The sequence below is a fragment of the Lentimicrobium sp. S6 genome (assembly GCF_013166635.1).
Lineage (GTDB): Bacteria > Bacteroidota > Bacteroidia > Bacteroidales > UBA12170 > UBA12170.
Map to the genome: position 1 here is coordinate 1 of NZ_JABKBZ010000263.1, position 592 is coordinate 592.

A 592-nucleotide genomic window follows, 5' to 3' on the forward strand; every position below is an offset into this window, starting at 1 on the left:
ACACCAATCGGAGCAATTTCGCCAGTGGTTTCATCAATGCCATCCCAAGGTTGTAGGTAGTTATCGGTTTCATAAACCTGCTTGCCCCAACGGTTGAAGATTTTAAAACGATAGCTCTTGTCCTCGAAGTACCTTCCTTGTGGACCAAAATACTCGTTCACTCCATTACCATTGGGAGAAAATGCATTTGGAACAAAGAAGCGAAGCACAGGATAAACCACAAAATAACTATCTGTTGAGTCCAAACAACCATCCATAGACTCCGCATACAGCTTTAAGCTGAACCTGCCTGTGTCTTGGATTTGCTCGTATACATGTGGTTCGTAGACATCCTCCCAAAGAATAGTATCCGACATGAGCCACTCATAATATACGGCGTTTTCACTGGTATTGGTCAGGATGATATCTTGTATCTCAGTAATAGCTACAGAGTCCGGATAAACCTCAAAAGAAGGAATCGGCATAGAATATAAGCTGATCATCTCCACGATGCTATCTGTTGCTACACAAGCCGAGTCACTGGTGGCTGTGAGGCTCACTGTGAACAATTCATTCAACTGCTCTTCAAAAGGAATATAAGTATGTAAAATGG

General features: G+C 42.6%; 1 protein-coding gene. It reads right to left on the reverse strand.

The window, feature by feature from the left end; translation table 11 throughout:
- A partial coding sequence (locus tag HNS40_RS22650) for a gliding motility-associated C-terminal domain-containing protein (protein ID WP_172284976.1) occupies nucleotides 1–592 on the reverse strand: 592 nt, incomplete at both ends.